At 42.3% G+C, this 16262-nt stretch carries 13 protein-coding genes; 4 read left to right on the top strand and 9 right to left on the bottom strand.

All coding sequences use genetic code 11. The annotated features are described in order from the left end of the window. The first annotated feature begins 517 nt into the window (after positions 1-517). Entirely contained in the window at positions 518-1390 is an 873-nt protein-coding gene (locus BJP37_RS05035) for a 6-carboxytetrahydropterin synthase (protein WP_070391380.1), read from the top strand. Between the two features lie 441 nt (positions 1391-1831). After that, on the top strand, positions 1832-2914 hold the full coding sequence (locus BJP37_RS05030) for a tetratricopeptide repeat protein (protein ID WP_081431077.1): 1083 nt from the start codon (positions 1832-1834) through the stop codon (positions 2912-2914). A gap of 232 nt (positions 2915-3146) precedes the next feature. On the opposite strand, the gene BJP37_RS05025 is transcribed toward BJP37_RS05030, so the two are convergent. Beyond that, positions 3147-4037 (bottom strand): DUF6753 family protein, encoded by an 891-nt coding sequence (locus tag BJP37_RS05025; RefSeq protein WP_075896971.1) that lies wholly within the window; start codon positions 4035-4037, stop codon positions 3147-3149. 282 nt (positions 4038-4319) lie between these two features. On the opposite strand from BJP37_RS05025, the gene BJP37_RS05020 reads away from it, so the two are divergent. Then, the gene (locus BJP37_RS05020; protein ID WP_143727475.1) at positions 4320-5132 is read left to right on the top strand and encodes a hypothetical protein; all 813 of its coding nucleotides are present in this window, start codon (positions 4320-4322) and stop codon (positions 5130-5132) included. 393 nt (positions 5133-5525) lie between these two features. Here the strand turns inward: BJP37_RS05020 and BJP37_RS05015 are convergent, their stop codons facing one another. The 7 genes from BJP37_RS05015 to BJP37_RS04990 all read right to left on the bottom strand — a co-directional run bounded on the left by BJP37_RS05015 (position 5526) and on the right by BJP37_RS04990 (position 14097). Next, positions 5526-7220: an ATP-binding protein gene (locus BJP37_RS05015; RefSeq protein WP_075896967.1), complete on the bottom strand. Its 1695-nt coding sequence runs from the start codon at positions 7218-7220 to the stop codon at positions 5526-5528. A gap of 288 nt (positions 7221-7508) precedes the next feature. Then, positions 7509-9032 (bottom strand): hypothetical protein, encoded by a 1524-nt coding sequence (locus BJP37_RS05010; RefSeq protein ID WP_075896965.1) that lies wholly within the window; start codon positions 9030-9032, stop codon positions 7509-7511. A gap of 4 nt (positions 9033-9036) precedes the next feature. After that, entirely contained in the window at positions 9037-9369 is a 333-nt protein-coding gene (locus BJP37_RS05005; RefSeq protein WP_075896963.1) for a hypothetical protein, read from the bottom strand. 145 nt (positions 9370-9514) lie between these two features. Continuing rightward, positions 9515-11461 carry a type IV secretory system conjugative DNA transfer family protein gene (locus BJP37_RS05000; RefSeq protein WP_075896961.1) on the bottom strand — a complete coding sequence of 649 codons (1947 nt, stop codon included), beginning with the start codon at positions 11459-11461 and terminating at the stop codon, positions 9515-9517. Next, positions 11433-11663 (bottom strand): hypothetical protein, encoded by a 231-nt coding sequence (locus BJP37_RS40760; protein WP_198953960.1) that lies wholly within the window; start codon positions 11661-11663, stop codon positions 11433-11435. The genes BJP37_RS05000 and BJP37_RS40760 overlap by 29 nt, the downstream gene beginning before the upstream one ends. A 204-nt stretch (positions 11664-11867) precedes the next feature. Further along, complete coding sequence (locus BJP37_RS04995) at positions 11868-13253, bottom strand: hypothetical protein (protein ID WP_075896959.1); 1386 nt, start codon at positions 13251-13253, stop codon at positions 11868-11870. Then, positions 13243-14097, bottom strand: coding sequence for a hypothetical protein (locus tag BJP37_RS04990; protein WP_075896957.1), 855 nt, complete (start codon positions 14095-14097; stop codon positions 13243-13245). The genes BJP37_RS04995 and BJP37_RS04990 overlap by 11 nt, the downstream gene beginning before the upstream one ends. Positions 14098-14193: 96 nt before the next feature. Here BJP37_RS04990 and BJP37_RS35675 point away from each other — a divergent pair, with 96 nt between their 5' ends. Next, entirely contained in the window at positions 14194-14373 is a 180-nt protein-coding gene (locus BJP37_RS35675) for a hypothetical protein (RefSeq protein ID WP_143727474.1), read from the top strand. Here the strand turns inward: BJP37_RS35675 and BJP37_RS04985 are convergent. After that, positions 14351-16168, bottom strand: a complete 1818-nt coding sequence (locus BJP37_RS04985) for a hypothetical protein (RefSeq protein WP_075896955.1) — start codon at positions 16166-16168, stop codon at positions 14351-14353. The genes BJP37_RS35675 and BJP37_RS04985 overlap by 23 nt on opposite strands. Positions 16169-16262 lie beyond the last annotated feature (94 nt).

Genomic DNA, 16262 nt, shown 5'->3' with positions numbered 1-16262 from the left:
CGTCGTTGCAACTAGATGTAGAATCAAGTATAGAGTACAGGCTGAAAAACCGTTAGGACAGCTGGAAGGGAACCATGTCTGACCGCCTATAAAGTAGTAATGCTCAGAGGGTAGGGAAAGTCCTCTCTAAAAACCCAATCGTCAACCAACAATTGGCGTGTGAACCATTGAAGTTACACTTTTGAGAAAAACACCCGGTGCGCTTGACCTATTAAGAATTAAATTCGCTACGGGTCGCACTGCAATGTACGGTGGGGCACACCGGAACATGGGGGAATGTTGGGAAACAAAATCTTCGGCACTTCCAAACAAGTACCCGAACGCTATCGCGAGAACTGCCCTCTAGGTCTTTCGTGAATTGACTGGGAACTTGGTAGGTCACTACGGGTTTTTTGGTTAAGCATTGCCTCTTCCCGAGGACACGTCGGTTTACGGCTGGTTCGTCGATCTAGGAATCCCCACGCCTTTAGGCCGGGGAGTGTCAAGCTGAACATAAGTCTAGTTGACGTAACTTGACATGGAATGCGTGATTAAGCGCCGTGCTGAGTTTTCAGCCAGCCACCGATACTGGTTACCAGAACTGACTGAAGCTGAGAACCTTCAGCGGTTTGGTTTGGGGAGCAGATTTCCTGGACACGGACACAACTACGTTCTGTTCGTTTTCCTGACCGCTCAGTTGGATAAGTATGGCATGGTGGAAAACTTTTCTGAAGTCAAAACGGTGATCCAACGAGAGGTCACCAGCCAACTTGACTACGCTTATCTCAATGAGGTTTGGTCAGAATTTCAGCAAACCTTACCTACTACCGAAAACATAGCACGAGTAATTTGGCAGCACTTGGTTACTTACCTACCACTACTGAAGATTCAGCTATTTGAACATCCAAAACTCTGGGCTGACTATCAAGGAAACGGTATGGAAGTATATCTGACTATCAGTAACCACTTTAGCGCTGCTCACCGACTAGCTCATCCTGACCTCAGTGACCAGGAAAACTACCAGATTTACGGTAAGTGTGCTCGTCCCAACGGACATGGACATAACTATCACATAGAAGTGACGGTTAAGGGTGAAATGGATCCGCGCACTGGCATGATTGTTGATCTAGACTCCTTGCATCAAGTCATCGATGAGTATGTCCTGGAACCTTTTGACCATACTTTCCTCAATAAAGACATTCCATACTTTGCCCGGGTTGTTCCTACTGCCGAAAATATTGCTATCTATATTTGTCAGTTGTTGCAACAACCCATTCAAGAATTGGATGTCCAACTTCATAAGGTGAAATTGATTGAAAGTCCCAATAACTCCTGCGAAGTCTACTGCACACCAGAGACTACCAAGCCAGCAGCAACATCATCTAGGGAAACGCTGCTGACCTTGATTTAGTTCAATAATAAAGTTTAGACCAGTCCCCACCTAAAAATCTTTGATGCGCGGTGGGCTGCTTTCAATAGCTGGCAAGCGTAGCATGGGCTACGCCCATTAGCCCTAGGTTGAATGCTGACCTAGGGATTTTTATTTGCTCAGATTAAATCATCCATAAGTTAGAGTTAGTATATCATTTGTTATGATAAGGGTAAAGTTGCCGTAACCAGCATTGATGCGGTTATCATGGTAGTCAAGTACCCGCACTCGTACTGTTAGGTCGAGCTGCGCTAAATCCAAAAGCCTTTATATTCTCGTATTTTGCCCCGTGGTATCTCACTCAAAGGATGAGATACGACCTTGAGCAATTCAAAACAAGGGAATATATGGCAAAGGATTTTACTCGATTGCGCAAACTTAGAAAACTACAAAACTCTTGATGATCCGTAAGAGGCAATAGGAATGGAGAGCCGGTTGCCGTGTGATGACAGCCAATATAGGGAGCGTCTAGCAGAGGCAGCACGCCAAACTTTCGTTCCTACATTACCAAACAACATTCCAGATAATGTTGATGACCTTGCGCGGTTCCCTCGCGCCGGTGAAGCTGCTCAACTTTTAGAGAAAGGGATTGAGCAGCACCAGCGATGTCAATTCTTCGCAGCAAGACAGTCGTTCCAAGAGGCACTAGCAATATATGCGCAATTGGGAAATAGACGGGGTCAAGGAAAAGCTCTGAGTGGTATGGCACTAACTGCTTATTCCTTAGACAACTTTCCACAAGCGATAAAATATAGTAACAAAAGTCTTGCGATCGCAAAAGACATCAAAGACCAGCGTCTTGAGGGTCAGGTTTTGGGAATTTTGGGAAATGCCTACCGTCACCAAGGAAATCACCTCAAGGCCATTGACTATGGTCAAAAAAGCCTAACTATTATGCGGCAACTCCAAGACCCACTGGGAGAGGTGACTGCCTTGAACAATCTAGGATTGGCTCATAAGGCACTAGGAGATTTCCCCCGAGCAATGGCTTGCCAGCAACAGAGCCTCTATGTTGCCCAGACTCTTGGGTTACCTGAGCTAGAGGAGCGAATTCTGAGAAATCTCAGTAACTCCTGCTACTCCATCGGTGATTATGCTCAAGCTATTGACTATTACGAGCAGCGTTTTGCGATCGCACAGCAGATGGGTGATCGTCCCCTACAAGGACAGATTCTAGGCAAGCTGGGTAATGCTTGCTTGGCACTAGGAGATTATATTCAAGGGATTTACTATATTCAGCAGCAATTGCTTAAAGCTCAACAAATAGGTAATCGCCGTCTAGAACAACAAGCCTTAGGTCGCTTGGGAAAGGCTTATGATGCCTTAGACAATTATGGCCAAGCGGTTGAATACTATGAACAACGCTTGAGTATTGCCCAAGCCATCGGTGACCGGAAGGCAGCAAAAAAAGCCATAGCTAGTCTGAAAGCTGCTTATTACTCTCAAGGAAACTACACCAAAGCTATGGAGTACCATCAGAAAAATTTAGCACTCACTAATCCCTAATCGGAATGGTAGTTCTGGTGGGGATAAGGCTCGTACCTATTAGCCATTCCCACAAAACCGACACTAATCTCTATCAAAATACCGATAAAATAGGGTTCATATCATATCAGGATAATTACCCTTAATAAAAACCTCCCCAATCTCCCCATCTCCCCATCTCCCCATCTCCCCACACTCCCCGCGCCCCCGCCCCACACTCCGCTTAATTATGGGTATTCAACCAGACTTGGTATCACTTATTGTCCTCTATATACTTGCGCTGGCTCGGAGGGGCGACCCACAGTAGACAATAGCCGCTAGTCGCTTTTTTGCCTCCAAAGTTTAACCGGATTCCTGCGTCTATGGCATCCTTTTGACACTCTAAGTTATCCAAATAGCCCGCATTCCACTTGGTTATATTTCTGGCTAATTTGCCCTCTTTACTAATTGCCCAATTTAAGGTAGATGCTTCGTCTAGGGTTAGTTGTCTAGAACCATTGGGGTCTAATTTTGGCTGACTTAACTCAGATAGCCCCCAACCCGCTCCTAGTCCACAAACCAATGACAAAACCACAGCTCCACAGATGGCTGTAATGTTTGTAAAAGGAGATGCCTTAACAACCGGAAAATCCATTGACCCTTTGGGTGGATAGGAACAGGGCTGTCTTTCTGACTTGGATTCTATGGTTACCTTTGATTGCTCTATGGCAGACGCGTTCGCCTTTGGCGCGCTCTGAAGAGCGATCGCTTTAGCAATTTCTTGGCGCTGAATATCCATGGTGGATTGCCCGACGACATCAATCATCTGCTGGATATCCTTTTCCCAACTTCGGAATAACTGCTCTAAGGATTTAGGAGTATCTGCTAACATTGTTTCCAAACTGGACGTTGCTACCAAAAATAGGAATAGCGGGTCATTAGCGTCCAATTCTGTCGCAACAACTAAATCTAAAATTTTTGCCTTAAAGCTATCCGAACGTCCTTCTAACAGCTTTTCCAATAGAGAGTAATCAGTCTTATCCCTCTCGTCAATTAAATCTGACAGACTTCCAGGTTGCTTGATGTGGGAGAGGTTTTCTTGAGAAAGATTACTTCCTACCATTTCCCTAATTCCTTGTTTGCTTACTTCTTTATAAATAGCCATAAAATTCGAGAATAACAATATTTGTAAATATTTGTTACATAGAGACGTTAAAATCCTGAAACGATAAAAATTCTCTGAAAAAAGGAACGTTACTATAAGGGGTTATATGTACATAATCAATCCGTTGCTCTGCTTAGAGAGTACTACCAAGAAAGAGAAACAGTCAAAAACTTGAACAGGTTAAATCAGTAAGCATTCAGCAGTTAGCTAACGCGCTAAGCGCAGGCTGACTGCTAATAGCTTAATGCTTACTTAAATCAAGGGATTTAGAAGAAGGAATTTATGGCTATGACCCACCTAAGTGCTGAAACTTATCACACTGATCCTCAGATAATTGATGATGATTTTTTGGATTATCCCCACGTAGATCATATCTGTCTTCAATTAAACGAAGTCACCCTAGGAGCTTATAGCCTTGATAACCAAATTATTTTTAGCTTACGGCAAATGTCTATACCGATTAGACAGTCTCCAAGACAAGCTCAACAATTTCTTGAAGAAAATGGCTATCAAAAATTATGGGTTACTACTCCTTCCCAGAGAAACTTGACTGTTTATCCTCTCAAGAGCTTACTGGCTTATTGGAAATATTTAGTGTCAGACAATCTCATCCCCGCCTACCTGGATAAAAATCAAACAGTTTCCTTAAAGCAACTCATTGAACAATTAGAGCAAGACCCAAATCAATTAATCAAACCAAGGGTGAACTTAATTAACCAAGATTCAGATTGGCTACAAGCAACCCCGACTAGGATTACAATTGGTCAATCCCAATTAGAAATATTAAAAACAGAGGATGATCAGGAGTTTCGGGTTAGTTTATCCGCTGCCATGGATGCCATAGGCTCATCGGTTGCTTTACTGGTGGGAATTATTAACTCAAGGAGAAAACTAAAAAAATTGAAAGCAAAAGGTTTTTCTGGTAAGATACTATTCTGTTATACAGAAACTGAAGGGATAATGAAAACTATGAGTTTAGGAGATTGTCTTCATATTTGGGAATACTTTGCCCTGAAAGGCAATACTAAAGCTGTCTATCTCCTATCGTCTTGCAGCAAACTGGGGATAAATTCTCTGCTGGAATTTAAGTCTTAATCAGCAGTTATAGCAAGGAAAGTATAGTTTAGGACATAGTATTTTGTTTTCAAGGTAACAGGGATCCCCCCTAACCCCCCTTAGTAAGGGGGGAAGGGAACAGGGAACATAAATATGTCTTAACCTTTACTTCGACTGCTATATTTAAACCTAATCAAGGTATAAAATTCCTTGATTAAACTGGTTGGTAATCGGTAAGGCTTAAGTGGTAATGGGTAATGGTACGAGAGTAATCACAATTACCCATTACCCATTACCCATTACCCATTACTCATTAAATCGGATTAGATATCAGATTAAGTCCGGTTGAATACCCATAATAAAGAAGATTGATGGGGAGATAGTGTGCTGTAAAAATTGGTATTAAGGATAATTATCGGGACATGATATCACTTAAGAACCAACATTTAATCTTTCTCCCCACAAGGTAGTTATTTCCCTAGCAAAAATTGATTTATCTGGTGAAGAGGAAGGCTTACAAACCCCTTCTGCTCGATTTTCCATTGCTAAAACTCTCTCTGTATCCTGAGAATACAAGGGAGTCATTGCTTCTCGCTGCTCTAATAGATTTTCCAATTCAATTTTAAAAGGAGTTCTCTGACCTTGATGGAAGACTCGCTGCACTGCTGATTCTACAATGGCACGAATTTCTGCTCCAGTACATTTTCGTGTTGCACTCAATAATCGACGCCATTGTTTTTCTGTTAATGGTCCATTTCCCTCCCGATAACGAGGATCAAATCGGCTAGCATGGAGTTTAAAAATCTCAAACCGCTCAATCTCTTTGGGAAAACCCACATAAAACAGTTTGTCAAATCTGCCAGCACGAGTTAATTCTGGAGGCAAAGCATCTAATCGGTTGAGAGTTCCAATCACAAATGTAGGAGTTGTCTTCTCCTGCAACCAGGTTAAGAGAATTCCTAGAATTTGTTTGGTGTTATTTGTTTGGGAATCAAAAAACTTATCTAGTTCATCGAGAAACAAAACACAAGGACTCGCGGCCTCAACTCGACGCAAAAGTCGTTTTAAATGGGTTGGACTACTACCAATTACTAAATCCACTCCCATGCTAATTAAAGGAAATCCTAAAGTTTGAGCGCAGACTTTGGCAGCAAAGGTTTTTCCTGTTCCTGGAGGACCAATCAATAGCCATCCCTTGGGCAATGGAATTCCATAAGCTCTGGCTTGATCAGAAAAATCTTGTTTCACCCATTCCAACGCTTGTTTCAGTTTATCTAATCCCCCAAATTCCCCAACATCAGGTTTGAGGAATTCTAAACCAAATCCTTTGAGTCTGTGAATTTTGTAATTGATTAATTGCTTGGCTAGCTCTGATTGAGATTGGGCTTTATTGACTGCTATATGAAATTGCTTGCGTTCGCCTTTGGCGCGCTCTGAAGAGCGATCGCTTAAGAGGCAAGACACTATGGGAGCGTATTTATTTTTTTTCCCCGCCAGTTTGACAGCCATCCGAATTTCTTCCGGGGTCAATCCCCCGATAGACCGAGCTAGTCTATCGTCTAGAGGTGTTTCTTGGTCAGCCAAACCATATTCTACTAAATGAGTCTTTAATAATGCCGTGACTTCCTTGGGTTCTGGAAAAGGAAATTCGGCAGCAGGAATAATTGAGTTTAAAATTCGAGGTAACTCATTCTCCCCCGTATCCAAAAGAATTAGAAACTTATCGCTTGATAGACCAAAGTTGTAGAGAACATTAGACAATGAGGTTCTGATGGTTATGGTTTGCCCACTGTCAGCACTATCGAGTAAAGACGGTAAATCTTCTAAGATAAATAAGGCTTTACCAGAATAGGCTTGGCAAAAATTCAACACTTCAACAACCTGTGAAAATGCCTCACGCTCTTCTAGGACATTAACCATTGAACTTTCTAAGGTTTGAGAATTTCCATCCCACTCAATTTTCTGAAATCCACGACTAGCTAAATTCCAGAGGTAAACCAAGAATACTCCATGGTGAGTAAGACTCTGACAAATCCACCTAAGTACATTGTGTCTTTCAATCAAGGGAATTCCTATAGATACTGCTCTATAGCATTCTAATAATGTCCCAACTTCGGGTATATTCATTCTCAATCAAACGTTATTCAGTCAAAATTAAACTATAGCATTTTCCAAATAGGTGATGTCACCAAAGTTTCGATAAGGGTGCATGTCAGTTTTGTTAATCCCTGATTCAGATCCCCCATTATCCCCCTTAATAAGGGGGACTTTTCAATCTAATTCCCCCCTTTTTTAAGGGGGGTTAGGGGGGATCTATGTACCTAATTACAAATTTGACATGCTCCCTTTCGATAAAATTAAAAATGCTATAGTTCAGGTGGTTTATTGTTGAGGGTTAACAGTTAACAAAAAGCCTTACAAAGATAGCTCCTTTGATTTCTGTTTGAGATTAATCGGTTGCGATATAGGTGTTTTAGCTGGGGGTTGAAAAGCCTGTCCATTGCTTGAAGCCAGTGCTGTTAGACTGGAGTGAGCAAAGGGGTTAGGAGCACCTAGGCTTTGAGATTTTAGAGACTGCACTGATGATCGAGAGGGCTGAACTAGTCGTTGTGGCGCTTGGCTCATTAAGGGTTTTAAGGCTTGCTCAAAGTAGGATAAATCCCGTTGTGTCATCTGGGACATGAATTGTCCTTTCTGCTGTGAAAAGATGGTTCCTCGTCTGTCCTTAGCGGCAATTGTGAGATCGCCATTGGGAGTTGCTCTCCAGTTGTAGTTGAGTTTACCTTCAACCTGGACAGTATTTCCTTGTGATTGGGCATACTCGACCAATGTATCTGCAACTGCCTTGACACGACTAAAGTAGTCAGCCTCAGACGCTCCTAATTGCCGAAATTTTCCCTCAGGTTTCTGTCCCCAATCTAATTGCTTTTTTACCTGTGAAATTTCTTGATATTGCTGTTCACTAAGTTTGGTTTCTCCCTGTACAGTGACCCCTAGAGCACCAGCGCGAAACTTGATCAATTCCTTACCTTTTTTGTCCCTCATTGCATAGGAATTATCCTCGCGATGAATCGTATACTCTGCTGATTCATAGGTATCTTGTCCTGGTGAGGCTTGGGAATTGATTAAGCGGACTAAGGTAGCAGCAGCTTCTTTTTGACGGGATGTTTCATGGTAATTAGACACAGCATTTTTGAATTTTTCTACTTTTGCTGAAATCGGTGAAACGACCTTTTCCCACCAACTAGGCTGCTTTGATTGAAGCATTCGGGCTTCAATTAATTCAGATAGAAACTCCGATTGCATAGCTTCTTGTTTTTGTTTTTGAGCACTACGAAGCATACGCATCTCATTAACCTGGGACTGCAAAAACTGCTTTAGTGGTGTATCCTCTAAAGCCTGCACTGACCGTCGTACTGAATATAATCCACCTCTGGTTTCAGTATTAGCTTTTACGGGTTGGACTTTGGGTTTTAAAGGTTGGTTTTGTGGTTGAATTGGACTATATACCTTTTGTTGTTGCCCCTGTAGCTGTTGTTCATCAAAAGCGTTAACCTTTACAACACCTTCATCATTGGTTTGTAAAATAACGATTCCATCCAATTCTACTTTTTTATTGGTGACCCCAACCATCTCTCCTACAGATGACTCTTTGGCTAAAGTCAACTGACCAATGATGTCTGAGTTTAAGTCATTGACCAACCTATCTCCATCTTTACCATAGACTACTTGATCACCGTCGGTAATTTGGATTTCAGGCTCTTGATTACTATTGTATACCTGACCATTGAGTTGTTGACCCTGTCGATTTTGTTCTTGCTTTTGCTGCTGCTTTTGCCTAAAGGCTGCCAGTCCACTTGACCATTTGGAAATGACACCTTGGTATTGTCCTTGTAAAGAGGATACATAGGACTCACTGACTATTGTTACTTTTGCCATGGTTTTAAACTCCTAATGCTCCCAAGCCTAAGGCTCCAAAAATTGCTGCTCGGTGCTGCAAGTTCTGAGTGCGATCAAGCAAAATATTTTTTCCTCGATAAAACACGCAAAGCTGCCCATCGAAATACCAAGCATTGTAGTCACTGACCTGATCGTTGTGCCTAGGCATTTCATAGGGTATGCCTTTGGACACCACTACGCCAGCTAATAATCCATATTGATCAAAAATCTCAATCACATTAGGAAAATAGTCGATGGGTAATGAGGGTAGATCAGATAAGTTATTTGTTGCCCTATCTAAATCCTCTACAGGATTTATTTTATTGTTATAAAACATGGCTTCCTCCAATTACACAATTTTAAAGTTATCAGATGGCAACCTGTAAGCTGTAACCTACAACCTGTAACCTACAACCTGTAACCTGCAACCTGTAACCTGCAACCTGTAACCTGTAACCTTTAATCTCTAACAAAGCAATTCATTAAAAACTTCCTTCGAGGAGGTCTGGTGAGACATCTTGATCAGATAGACGTGGAGGCCAATGAGAAGTTGCCGTGGATGAGCTAGATCCAGAGTTTGGTATTAGTGCTGGGGTAGGAGAAAATGATGCTGGTGCTTGTCTAGCGCCATCTGTTGGCAATGGAAATAATTGGTCTACTAATGCCATTCTCTCCTTAAGTTGACGCACCCTTTGCTGATTAGAAACTCGGTGAGATGCTCTCTTGACTTTAATTAAATGGTCTCGAATACTCTCCCATAAATTTTCTGACCACTCCTGCTCTTTAAGATCAGATTCAGGAATTTCAATTTGTTCTAACAAAGGCACATAGCTTTCTTTGGCTCTTTGATAAGCGGGATTGATGATGACTGCTTTACCAGTAGGTAATTTAATAAACTGAGCGGGCTCTAAAAGTGGTCGCTTGTTCTTTTGATCGGATTTAGAGTGAGAACTGCCCCCTGTCCCACTACTCTTGGATTTGGATTTGAAATGAATTTGAAACTCTCCTAATAGGTCAGAGAAGGTTTTAGCGGAGTCTGGATCTTGAGGATTAAAGATGAACTTTGTAGCTGTACCTCCTAGAATAGCTCTGGTTAGCTCTTTGCCATACCTATTTTCTAATTGTCCTAAGTTTTGATAGCCTAGAATACCACAAAACCCATCTTCTCGGTTTTCATTTAACCAGTTTACTAGCTGGGGTAAGTACAAACTTGGTAGCTCATCTAGGGAAACAACTAGAGGGTCTCTTCGAGGTTTAATTCGGGAGACATTCCGGTTAATAACCATATGGAGGATTGTTGCCAATAGTGGTCCGACAATATCCCGGTTATTTCGATCTAACCCAAAGACGATGAGTTGTTTTCCTTCTAAATCTAAAGGTAAGGTGGTTTTTCCACAAAATGCTCCCATAAAGTCTTTTTTCAAGAATTTTTGGAAGGTTCGCTGAGCAATTCCAATAATCCCGGCTACGGTTTTCTCACTTTCTTTGATACTAATGATTTGGGATAGGGGGCGAGTTGTCCAGACATTTAATTTCTCCTGGGAAGCAAATTCCAATCGGCTGACTAGGTCAGGCAAACTTAAAATTGCCTGTGCTGTCATTATATCACAATATCGCTGATTTTCGACTAAGGTACCAACTGCCTTGGTTAACAAAAATATTCCTTCGACTAAACTATCCCCGGCATCTTCAAAGAACTTATCACCACTGGCTTTTCCGCCAGTTAAATCTGTATTTCGGTTAATGACTTGGGCGATTTGACCGGCTGCGATCGCATCTTCTTCATCTTTTAGTAAATCCAAGGGATTACAGACATCTGACTCAGGAAAACCAGGGGCAAAAATATGTACCTTATAGCCTCTTTTTAAAGCATAACCCACGGCCCGTTTTGCTTGCGCTGGATATTTGAAGTCATATATAATTGTGGGGAATCCTTGGTCAAGGGATGAACGAATTAGAGGGTCACAGACTGAAAAGGATTTGCCTGAACCACTGGCTCCAATGGCGGCAATCCCGCGTTGGGCATCGGGAAGATATAAGGACTCGGCAGCAGGCTTAAACCAATTGAAAGCTTCAGGTTTCCGTTGCTTTTTCAATTTCCCCTGCTTTATCCATTCTTGCTCTTGACGCTTCTGAATGTCTTCGGGAGTGCCGACGTAGAGAGCAACGGAGTTTCTGGAAAGATTAGCCATCTGTTCCTGAGCTTTTTTACGAGCAGCTTTTTTCTCCTTTTTACCTCCCCAATAGCCTGTAGCTAATTGACCTTTCTTGCCATCCGGGATTATAGCTAGCAAACCCAAAGCTATCAAACAGCTGGTGATGGTGATTCCCTGATTAGTTTGGGAAAAATCTATAAGATTTTCTTTGGTAAGTTGCTGGTAAATTAATCCCGGAGGTAGACTAACAACGTAATTTGGAGTCTGGTTCATTTTTCTTTGAAAATTGAAAATTGAAGACAACTATAGCGGTTTTCAATTGGGTGAGGTACAGAGTCCTGGGTTTTAGGGAATAGGGAACAGGGAACAGGGAACAGGGAACAGGGAAGATAGAAGAGGAATCCACCCCTAACCCCTCCCAGGAGGTGAAGTCATTAATCGTAGGGTGGGCAGTGCCTACCAACGCGCTTTGCAAGCTTCATTATCTGTCTGGTGCACTGCCCACCCTACATGAACCAAGCTTATTGAGAATGGTGCAAGATGTGAGTAAGTCCTGTAAGCTGATGTGCATTTAAATTGGTGATTACCTGTTCCCAGATCTGCTGTTCCCTTTGATTAACTTAGGTATACCAATCTAAATGCTGAACAGCTTAACAATTAACAATTTTCAAATTAATGACTAAAGTAAGCCTAAAAAGATCGGGTCTTGCTCCTGGTAGGACAGAAATGGTACAGGACCGATGAAATAGGGTGTACACCCTAAATCCACAAACATGTTACGGACACAATAGCGGAAAAATAAGGCTGTACCAGCAGAGCCTTCTGTTTCTGATGTATCCCAAACTACTACCTTAAAGGCATCCCCAAAGGGGTGTCTACCAGTGGGTTCCATCCCATCATTTATTTGTCCTAAAAAACCGGAACCTCCTTCAACTTCTTGATATTTACCACTAATCCACTGCTTACCTTTGATACTTGGCTGACCAGCTAATTCGATATGAGCACATTCACTTTCACAGGGAACTTTAAATCCTTCTTGATCACTACCGGAAATGGTATTATTGCGTTGAGATTCAGCTATGCCAAAGGCGATATCTAAAATACCAATGGCGCTCCCTTGTGCTTGAATCGGATTGGGAAATTGGGAAAATGGTACTTGGGATAAACCAGGAACTTGAGCGATATTGGTATTCTGCCAATCCTTAAATGCAGCGAGGGGAGCAACATCAATACCAGGTAGGGAATCTAATCCATAAACCGATAGGTCAAGGGTGTCAAAGGAAAGGTCTCTGAGGTGGGGTGAGAATGCTAAAAAGTCTCCTAAGGTTTCTTTTGGGTCAAAGCTACTCGCCAAATTGATGGATAGTAAACCAAAGACTGGTTGCAGCTGTTCTATAGTATATCTTTCCAAATCAGGGATGGCGTCTACTAAGCTACCTAAGGTTTGGGAGCTCATTAACCCAAAATCTGCTAAGGAAAAATTTCCTAAGTCGAATCCGGTTAGGGACATAATGGTATTTAAGCTAAAATTTTGTAGCTCAAATATCTGCTGAAAGTCTCCTAATTTCATATATTGGTCTGGTGTTTGACCAGCTAACCATGTCCTTGATGGATCATAACCTACGGCTTGAATCACGTCTGAAGACGCTTGAAAAGAACCCCCTTGAGAAATACCGGGAAAAGTTCCGAAGGTGACTTGATTCCAATTTGGTAGTTTAGTTCCCTCCCAAGCTGTGGTTGGCACATAGTCTTGCAGAGGATAACTTGCAGCATTTAATGCTACCTTGGGTTTTACATTTGGTTTTACGTGTGGTTTTACTTGTGCTTCTACCTTGGGTTTAATTTTCGTTTCTTTGACTGGTAGTTTACTGTTTTGAACAGGAGTAAGAGTTGCGACCGCTGTTGGCATTCTTAATCCAGAGGCAATAAGAATACCAGAAAGTACAAAGCAAAGACCTAAGCCAGTGACGAACCAATAGAGTAGAATAAATGCTTTTCGCCGATGGTTATCCTTTTGCCACCAAGGTTTATTTTTATTGGATTTTATCTGATGGTTACTGCTCATTATTTTTCTCCTGGTTTACCACTTCTTTAGTTAGGACTTCAATGGTGTCTTTCTGTTCATCTCTTTGTGAAATGGCTGTTGGAACAGTTGGACGACGACCCATTTTTTGCAATTTATCGGCCAATTCCAAAGAAATACCGGATTGAGTGGCGGCATTTGAAATAGTCTGACCGTCTTTGAGAAAAACGACAAAATTATCTAACTTTCTATGGAGTTCTGAACCCTTGACTAACAGTCCTTGTAAGGTTGCTCGAAAGATCCCCCGCTCTATGGCATCGACGACTATAAAATCTACGGAAGGAGTAGGTTTATTAAATTCAATGACTACTTCGCTAGGTCGGTCAGCTGGAGTCACTTTAAATAGATAAATCTGCCTACCATTAATAGAACGAGTAACTACTGTCAAAAGTGTGCTATTTGTCTTTGGGATACCAGGAATATCAAGTTCTTCAATGCGGCGCAAATGAATTACAGTTGCTTGATTATACTCACAGTTTTTTTTAGCAACTAAGTTATCTAAGCAACCATCGACATCAACAGCAACAAATGAGGGATTATCAATCCATAGTTTTTCAATCACTTCCCCAGTAGAAATGAAACTGATATTTACACCATATCCTGGAGCCAATGCTACTGGAATTGGGTTATTTTGAGGTACTGAAGATTGCCCAGAAGAGGTTAGACTTACCCGTTTCACTGCTATAGCTGAATTACCAGGATCTGCCCAAGCTGGCTTAGCTATAAAAAGAGATAAAGCAAATAGTAAAAAAATTTGAGTTTTGGCTGGTTTAATTTTTAACTCTTGACCTAATTGAATTTGCAAGGCTGAAAAAAAATTAGTCATGGCTAGTTACAAGCTCCTTAAATTCAAAATTGAAACGTTAAAATTTATAGCAGTTTTTAATTAGGTGAGGTACATAGTTAGGGTAGGGGTTAGGGGTTGGTTTCTCTTTCCTGTTCTCTATTCCCTATTCCCTATTCCCTATTCCCTATTCCCTATTCCCTATTCCCTATTCCCTATTCCCTATTCCCTATTCCCTATTCCCTGTTCCATAAAACCAGGAACTTTGTGCCTCACCAAATTGACAACCGCTATACTACAACTCAAAGGGTGTGTTGACAAAAATTTGTACGGAACTCCCGGCACCCATGTACCATAATTTGGGCAAATTTTGTAGTCGGCGTGTTGCTGAAGCATTACGCTCTACAATGTCTTGAGCAAGAGGTTTAAACCCTCCCTCAAGCACTGCTCCCCATAGGTTGCGGTCTCGACTAGTGAAGGTGCTAGACTGGCTTGAGCCAAAACCACTGGAGGTGATAATTTGACTCCGTTCAGGTTGATTGAGTACTTCTCCGACTTTGGCAGCAGAACCAAACAAGAAGGCGATCATGTCATTTCTGGCGATATCATCAGAACCCCGATCCCAGACATTTGCGACCATGGGATTGCCTTTATCTCCTCTGAGACTAATTACTCCTGGGGGTAACTGATATTCTTGGTCATCGATGATTAATCCGATCGCATCACTATTCACTAGTCCACTATCATCAACCATGTCACACCGAAAAACAATTTTGCTACCAGCTTTGAGCAAAACTTGGTTATCTTCATCCACTAAAGGCTCACTCAGACTTACCACAAATCGTTCATCCAAATTTGGTTGTTGAGAATTTCGAGATAGGTTCGACTTTGTCCAAACAATTGGTGTCACTAATTCCCCAGCTGCTTCTTGACCAAAGGAAAATAGCTTCCGTCTGATGGCTCTGCCAGCTAAAATACTGGCTTCTTCTGAGATAGCAACTTGATCAGCAAAAATAACGGGAGATCCATTGAGGGGTTGGGGAGGATTGGGAGAGTTGGAAACTCTCTGTACAGCTGGAATTGAGTATGTATTAGCAATAGTAGAGCGTCCCCTGATCCCATTGTTTCGTTGGGCTACTGGTTGTGTTTGTGGGCTTGGTTCCATCATCGCTACATTTTGCTCTGGCGCTTCTGGAGTATTGGCAGAACTCAAACCATAACTTCCTAGTTGGCTCAAAGCCAGCCATTGCTCCATGGGATCTATCTTTGCTGCTGGGGCTGGTGGAGGTGGAGGAGGTGTTGGTGCTTTTGCCACAGGGGGTGGTGTTGGTGCTGTCCGCACTGGTGCTGTGCGCACTGGACGGGGTGGGGGAGCTTGACGAATTACTACTGGTTGCTGCACTGGACGGGGTCGCGGAGCTTGACGAATTACCACCGGTTGCCGCACTGGACGGGGTGCTGGACGGGTTGATGCTCTTACCACAGGAGGGGGTGGTGCTGAACGCACTGCTGGCCTAGGACGAGGTGGTGGAGGTGTTTTCGGTGATGGGGATGGGGGTTCTTCTGACTTGGCAAGCTCTATAGTTGTTTTTGGTCTTTTTTTGTCTTGAATGGCTTGGATCTGTTTTTGTTGCTTGGCTAGGGCTAATTCAGTCTTAAGTCGTCCGATTTCAGAATCGGTCGCGTTTTCCGATTCCTTCTCAACACTGGTGGGAATCGGAGTAACTTTTTCGACCAATTTCTTCTTAGAAGACAAGGAGGTCATTCCTGTAAAAACTAATCCAGCGACTACAGCAATTGACCCAGTTACTGCACCAACGGAAGCACCTTTTGCCCAACCGGATTTTGCGAATTCCTGTTGGGTAACATTTAAGTCTGGATCTAAATCAGCGGTACCATCAGTCGATGGTATTACCCCCTGAGTGCTAGGATTTTGTTCTTGGTCATAACTAGTATCAAATTTTAGCAACTCAGCTAATGATTCTTCTGTCCATGTCGGGGCGGTATTCTCTGCACCATTGTTCTGCTGAATCAGAGTTTTTTTACTCATTTCTTCTTCAGATTTATGTTCGAGACTTTGGACATCAAAGTCTTTGAGATCTGATAGCTTCATAATTTCTCCCAGTTGCTGTAATTATTCCAGTTGATGTAATAGTCGCACAACACGGATGTATTAACACCGACGAATACCTGGATTATTGGACTCT

This window comes from Moorena bouillonii PNG (genome assembly GCF_001942495.1).
GTDB classification, from domain to species: Bacteria; Cyanobacteriota; Cyanobacteriia; order Cyanobacteriales; family Coleofasciculaceae; genus Moorena; species Moorena bouillonii.
Note: the sequence above shows the minus strand (reverse complement) of the source record. Positions and strands in the feature narration are given on the sequence as shown.

Coding starts and splice junctions, on each gene's coding strand:
- BJP37_RS05035 (WP_070391380.1), top strand. CDS start 518: ATGGAATGCGTGATTAAGCGCCGTGCTGAGTTTTCAGCCAGCCACCGA.
- BJP37_RS05030 (WP_081431077.1), top strand. CDS start 1,832: ATGGAGAGCCGGTTGCCGTGTGATGACAGCCAATATAGGGAGCGTCTA.
- BJP37_RS05025 (WP_075896971.1), bottom strand. CDS start 4,037: ATGGCTATTTATAAAGAAGTAAGCAAACAAGGAATTAGGGAAATGGTA.
- BJP37_RS05020 (WP_143727475.1), top strand. CDS start 4,320: ATGGCTATGACCCACCTAAGTGCTGAAACTTATCACACTGATCCTCAG.
- BJP37_RS05015 (WP_075896967.1), bottom strand. CDS start 7,220: ATGAATATACCCGAAGTTGGGACATTATTAGAATGCTATAGAGCAGTA.
- BJP37_RS05010 (WP_075896965.1), bottom strand. CDS start 9,032: ATGGCAAAAGTAACAATAGTCAGTGAGTCCTATGTATCCTCTTTACAA.
- BJP37_RS05005 (WP_075896963.1), bottom strand. CDS start 9,369: ATGTTTTATAACAATAAAATAAATCCTGTAGAGGATTTAGATAGGGCA.
- BJP37_RS05000 (WP_075896961.1), bottom strand. CDS start 11,461: ATGAACCAGACTCCAAATTACGTTGTTAGTCTACCTCCGGGATTAATT.
- BJP37_RS04995 (WP_075896959.1), bottom strand. CDS start 13,253: ATGAGCAGTAACCATCAGATAAAATCCAATAAAAATAAACCTTGGTGG.
- BJP37_RS04990 (WP_075896957.1), bottom strand. CDS start 14,097: ATGACTAATTTTTTTTCAGCCTTGCAAATTCAATTAGGTCAAGAGTTA.
- BJP37_RS04985 (WP_075896955.1), bottom strand. CDS start 16,168: ATGAAGCTATCAGATCTCAAAGACTTTGATGTCCAAAGTCTCGAACAT.